This is a genomic window from Schnuerera sp. (assembly GCF_035459645.1).
Lineage (GTDB): Bacteria > Bacillota > Clostridia > Tissierellales > Tepidimicrobiaceae > Schnuerera.
Genome location: NZ_DATHXO010000176.1, coordinates 1 through 5215, shown reverse-complemented (window position 1 = coordinate 5215; position 5215 = coordinate 1). Strand labels below are relative to the sequence as shown.

The window sequence follows — 5215 nt, the reverse complement described above, 5'->3', positions numbered from 1 at the left end:
GAATTATTAATGGTTTAATAAAAAAATCAAAACTTTTTATTATAATTTAAAATATTTTTATAAATTTAAGTTAAAAACTTAATTTTATTAATCATTGCTTTAAACAGGTAAAGAGTGTCTGTTTTCTATCTTTTCTTTCATTTTGTAGTAAAATTATTCTAAGTACTTAGGCGAATCTAAATATTTTGTAGAAAGAGGTGCTATTTTCATCAATAAACTTGAATTAACAGAATTAAAAGCAGAAATTGAAAATACACGAGAGCAACTCCATAATCTGATTAATGGTAAAAACCCTAATCTAACCGATGAAAGGATTCTAGCATTAAGTCAATTACTGGATAAACTTCTATGTAAATATCACAATATAAAATAATATTTTAAATACCATAGATTCGCCTTTGTACTTTTGTTATATTTAATTTTTCCACAAAAAATAGGCACTTAAGTGCCTATTTTTTTGCTATTCTATAGGTATTCTATTTTTCTTGGAGGAAGTTCCTTCCTTTTTAGGTAATCTTACTTTAAGGATCCCATTTTCAAATTTAGCTTTTACTTTTTCTTGATCTACATCATCCACATAAAAACTTCTTTTAAATGAGCCAAATCTTCTTTCTCGTCTTATATAATTTTCCCTTTCTTCATTAAATTCTTCTTCTCTTTCAACAGAAATTGTTAAGATATCATCTCTGATTTCTAGGTTAATATTATCTTTATTTGTTCCTGGTAATTCTGCTTCTAATACATACTCCTTATCTCTCTCTTTTATATCGACTTTCATGGGATCATAAGAAAATGTCTTATCATCAAATTCTTCTAATATGGTATCAAATATTTTGTCAAAGTCCCATCCCCATCTTCTTGATAAACTTCTTGGTATTCCTCTAAAAGGTGTAATTCCAAACATACAACCAGCCTCCTTAATAAGTTCTAAACTTTGACTTACTTTGACCTTCAATTAATAATATATCAACTAATGTATTATTATTCAAATCTAATTAATTATGTTAACCCGTTGTAATTAAATAATATATCTGTTTTTCTTGGTTATTCTTTTGCTTCTTCAATTTTCCTTATATATTTCAAAAAAACACAGAGATTATGCTCTCTGTGTTTTTTGTTTTTTTCATTGTTCCTCTTGAATTTCTATATTTTCTTGGGTAGGATCTTGTTCTATTCTGATCTTTACTTCCCAATGAATTACAAAATTTATAACTATTCTTAAGAATGTTATGGCAGCTAGTATTAAAAATTCATCTAAAGTCCTGACCCTAATAGTTTTTAATATTTCTGCTGCTAATTTAAATTCTAAACTTAAAGCAAGAGCTTTTGCAAATTCAATTTTAGGATATTCATTATTAAAATTGAATCCTCCCCTAATTATATTGGCAACAGCTTTAAGAGAAGCAACAACAATAATAACTACACCTACAATTTCCAATAATCCTGTAATGTAAGGTATGATCATTTCTAAAAATAATTCAATATACAATTATTTTCTTCCTCCTTAAGTTATTTTTCAATTAATGTTTATCTAATTTACTCCATATGGATAAATATTCTCATTGCCTTTACTCACTAAAAAGATGGAACAAAGCTACTGTCCCATCTTTTTCTTGCTATCTTATTATTTTATCCTATCCATCTTTGAATAACTCCAGATAAGAATACAATAATTATGGCTATTGGAGATACTATCCTAAATAAAAAGGTTAAAACCTTTAAGTAATTAGCTTGAATTGAACCGTTATTCGTTAATTGATTTTCTACAATCTTCTTATCTAATACCCATCCAACAAATACTGAACTTATAAGTGCGGATATCGGTAAGAAGAAATCAGCAGTTAAATTATCTAAGAAATCAAAAAAGTTATATCCTTTAATTGTAAAGCCTGATAATGACCCATTAGATAAAGAAGCTAATATTCCTACTAATGTAATTGCAATAGCTGTTGCAATAGTTGCCTTTCTTCTTTCCATATTGAATCTCTCTATTACATAGGCTACAACCGCTTCTAATAAAGACATAGTAGAAGTTAAGGCAGCTAAAGCCAGTAGTCCAAAGAACATAATGGCAAACAAATATCCTCCTGGCATTTGAGCAAATACATTAGGTAAAGTAATAAATACTAATCCAGCACCACTACCTGGTTCAATATTAAAAGCAAATACTGCCGGGAATATTGCAATTCCTGCTAATAATGCAATAATTGTATCTGCAATACTTATTTTTAACGAAGTAGGCCCTAGTTTTTCTTCTTTAGGAATGTATGAACCATAAGTTATCATAATACCCATACCTAAACTTAATGAAAAGAAAGCATGACCTAAGGCAGCTAAAATACCTTCTCTTGTTAATTTACTAAAATCTGGTTTGAATAAAAAGTCAAGTCCTGCAGTGCCATTTGGCAAAGTAACTGCTCTAATATCTAATATTATGATTATTATTAATAATAACGGTATTAATATTTTTGAAACTTTCTCAATTCCTTTTTGTACACCAGCAGCTACTATGGAAAGTGTTATACCCATAAAAATAATTTGCCAAATAATTGGTCTAATTGGAGCTGAAATAAATCCAACAAAATAATCCCCAACTTCTCCTGCGTTAAGGCCTACAAATTTATTTGTGACTGCTGCAAATATATACTCTAATGTCCAACCTGCTACAACTCCATAAAATGAAAGAATTAAAAAAGCTGCACCTACTCCTAGAACACCACTTATATGCCATTTGCTTTCAGGTGCTAAAGTTTTGTAAGAGCCTATAGCATCCTTCTGGCCTTCTCTACCAATGATAAATTCAGCGATCATAACAGGGATACCTATTACTGCTACACATAATAAATAAACTATTAAAAATGCTCCTCCTCCATATACTCCAGTAATATAAGGAAATCTCCATATATTACCTAATCCTACTGCAGATCCTACAGCTGCAGCTATCAAACCAAAGCTACTAGCAAAGCCTTCTCTTTTGTGTTCACCTTGGTGATTAACTCTGTTATCCATTCATATTCCCCCTTTATATTTTAATTTTTTGATTATTAAGAATATAACCTTTTTATGAAGAAATGTCAAGGAATATTCGCAATAGTCAAAATATTAACAAACTTTTGATGGCAAATATCTTGAGTTGGACCACATTTTATAATAAAAAAACCTAGCTACGCTAGGTAAAATTACATATTTGGCGGAGAGAGAGGGATTCGAACCCTCGGTACAGGATACCTGTACAGTGGTTTTCGAGACCACCACCTTCAACCTCTCGGACATCTCTCCAAGATTAGAAATAAACTTTTGGATTATTTGTTATCTCTTATTTGTTTGAAAAATTTAGTAATTATATTGCTACATTCATCTTCTAATATCCCAAATTCTACTTTTACTTTATGATTGAAATGAGGATTATCTAATAAGTTTATTATAGAGCCACAGCAGCCTCTTTTAGGGTCTTTGGCTCCTATTACTAGGCGTTCTATTCTAGAGTTTAGTATAGCCCCTGCACACATGCTACAGGGTTCTAAAGTGACATACATAGTACACCCTATTAATCGCCATCCGTTTAAATAATTACTAGCTTCTTTAATTGCAATTATTTCAGCATGAGCAGTAGGATCCTTTAATGTTTCTCTTTTATTATATCCTCTGCTTATTATTTTCCCATCATGAACAATAACAGCACCTACAGGTACTTCATAGGTGCTAAAAGCTTTATATGCTTCCTCTAAAGCTAAGCTCATGTATATTTTATCCATAAATAATCACCAAATTAAAATTGGTGCACCCGAGAGGAGTCGAACCCCCGACACACGCCTTAGGAGGGCGCTGCTCTATCCGTCTGAGCTACGGATGCACAGATAATAAATACTTATGCTAATATATTTTACATCATTTTTTTACAGTTGTCAACATCAGTTAATTACAAGTTTATATCTAGAAATTTTAATACCTAATTAAAGTAGATTTTTAAATAATTGAAGTAAAAAATCTTTTATATATCTTAAAATTCTAATGATAACATTTTCTTTTTTTACATATTCATGAACAACTAAATCTATCTCCTCTAAAACATTACCATCTTTTGACAATACCATTTTCCCTACTTTATCCATAGATTTTAATGGTAATTTTAAATTTTCATCTATTAATATATCCTTATCTATATACTCTCCATTTTTAACGATTATACTAAAATTTTTAGAAGGAAAAATTTCTATTTCTTTATCTTTGCTTTTGGGCATATAAACAATATCTATAGGAGTATTTTCATTTGTCAATATTCTTTTGGAATAATTTTTTAAACCATATTGCACTAATTTATTTCCTATTTCTTTTCTTTTTCCTTCGTTTTTAGTTCCCATTACTATGGAAATTAACCTTAAATTTTCAGTTTCCATATTGTCCCCTTGCATATTGAATGTTGAAACTAGGCAATGACCAGCTTTGTTAGTAAAACCAGTTTTTAAACCATCTATCTCTTTTATTTCATTTAGTAATGGATTAGTATTTTCTCTTCTATATTCCCTGCTTTTTTGCTCTATATAAGGAATAGTAGTTAAAGACAATATTTCTGGATATTCGTAAATTATATGTCTTGATAATTTAAAGACATCTTCAGTACTCATTTTGTTTTGAAATTCTCCTTCTGGCAAACCTGTAGAATTAACAAAAAACCCACTTTCTAAACCAAGTTTATTTGCTTCATGATTCATTAATTTAACAAAGTTTTCCTCTGTTCCTGCTACATATTTGGCCAATGCATAGATAGCATCATTTGCCGAAACTACCATGCCTGCTTTTAATAATTCATCAATAGTAAATACCTCTCCTTCTTCTAGTTTTAGACTAGAACCATTAACTTGAGTTATATCTTCATCTATATAAACTCTGTCATTCAATGAGAATAGGCCTTCTTCAATATTTTTCATGACTACTAAGTAAGACATTAATTTACTTATACTAGCAATTTCTATAGATTCATCTATATTATATTCTTCTAGTATCTGTCCTGTTTCATAATCACCCAGTAGATAAGATCTTACTTCGTCTTCAATACCAACGGAAGCTATTGCTATAGAGTTTAATACTAATATAAATAATAAAGATAAAATAATTACATTCAAACCTTTTTTCATAGCGGCTTTCCCCTTTTTTATAATAATACTATTAAATTATTAGAAATGAGTAACAATTATTCCTTCCTATCTATATAATA

Annotated in this window: 6 protein-coding genes and 2 tRNA genes; 1 reads left to right on the top strand and 7 read right to left on the bottom strand. The window is 29.4% G+C overall.

What is annotated here, in order from left to right:
• The first annotated feature begins 202 nt into the window (after positions 1-202).
• Positions 203-373: a Spo0E family sporulation regulatory protein-aspartic acid phosphatase gene (locus VK998_RS12985; RefSeq protein ID WP_414713557.1), complete on the top strand. Its 171-nt coding sequence runs from the start codon at positions 203-205 to the stop codon at positions 371-373.
• A gap of 87 nt (positions 374-460) precedes the next feature.
• Here the strand turns inward: VK998_RS12985 and VK998_RS04300 are convergent, their stop codons facing one another.
• From VK998_RS04300 to VK998_RS04270, 7 genes are all read right to left on the bottom strand, one after another.
• Positions 461-904, bottom strand: a complete 444-nt coding sequence (locus VK998_RS04300; protein ID WP_325225883.1) for an Hsp20/alpha crystallin family protein — start codon at positions 902-904, stop codon at positions 461-463.
• A gap of 219 nt (positions 905-1123) precedes the next feature.
• A complete protein-coding gene (locus VK998_RS04295) occupies positions 1124-1489 on the bottom strand; it encodes a DUF1622 domain-containing protein (protein WP_325225880.1) in 366 nt (121 codons plus the stop codon).
• 140 nt (positions 1490-1629) lie between these two features.
• On the bottom strand, positions 1630-3009 hold the full coding sequence (locus tag VK998_RS04290; protein WP_325225878.1) for a sodium-dependent transporter: 1380 nt from the start codon (positions 3007-3009) through the stop codon (positions 1630-1632).
• Between the two features lie 179 nt (positions 3010-3188).
• Positions 3189-3279, bottom strand: a tRNA-Ser gene (locus VK998_RS04285).
• A 23-nt stretch (positions 3280-3302) separates the two neighbouring features.
• Positions 3303-3755: a tRNA adenosine(34) deaminase TadA gene (tadA, locus tag VK998_RS04280; RefSeq protein WP_325225875.1), complete on the bottom strand. Its 453-nt coding sequence runs from the start codon at positions 3753-3755 to the stop codon at positions 3303-3305.
• A 21-nt stretch (positions 3756-3776) separates the two neighbouring features.
• Positions 3777-3853, bottom strand: a tRNA-Arg gene (locus VK998_RS04275).
• A gap of 100 nt (positions 3854-3953) precedes the next feature.
• Positions 3954-5135: a D-alanyl-D-alanine carboxypeptidase family protein gene (locus VK998_RS04270; protein ID WP_325225873.1), complete on the bottom strand. Its 1182-nt coding sequence runs from the start codon at positions 5133-5135 to the stop codon at positions 3954-3956.
• Between the last annotated feature and the right edge of the window lie 80 nt (positions 5136-5215).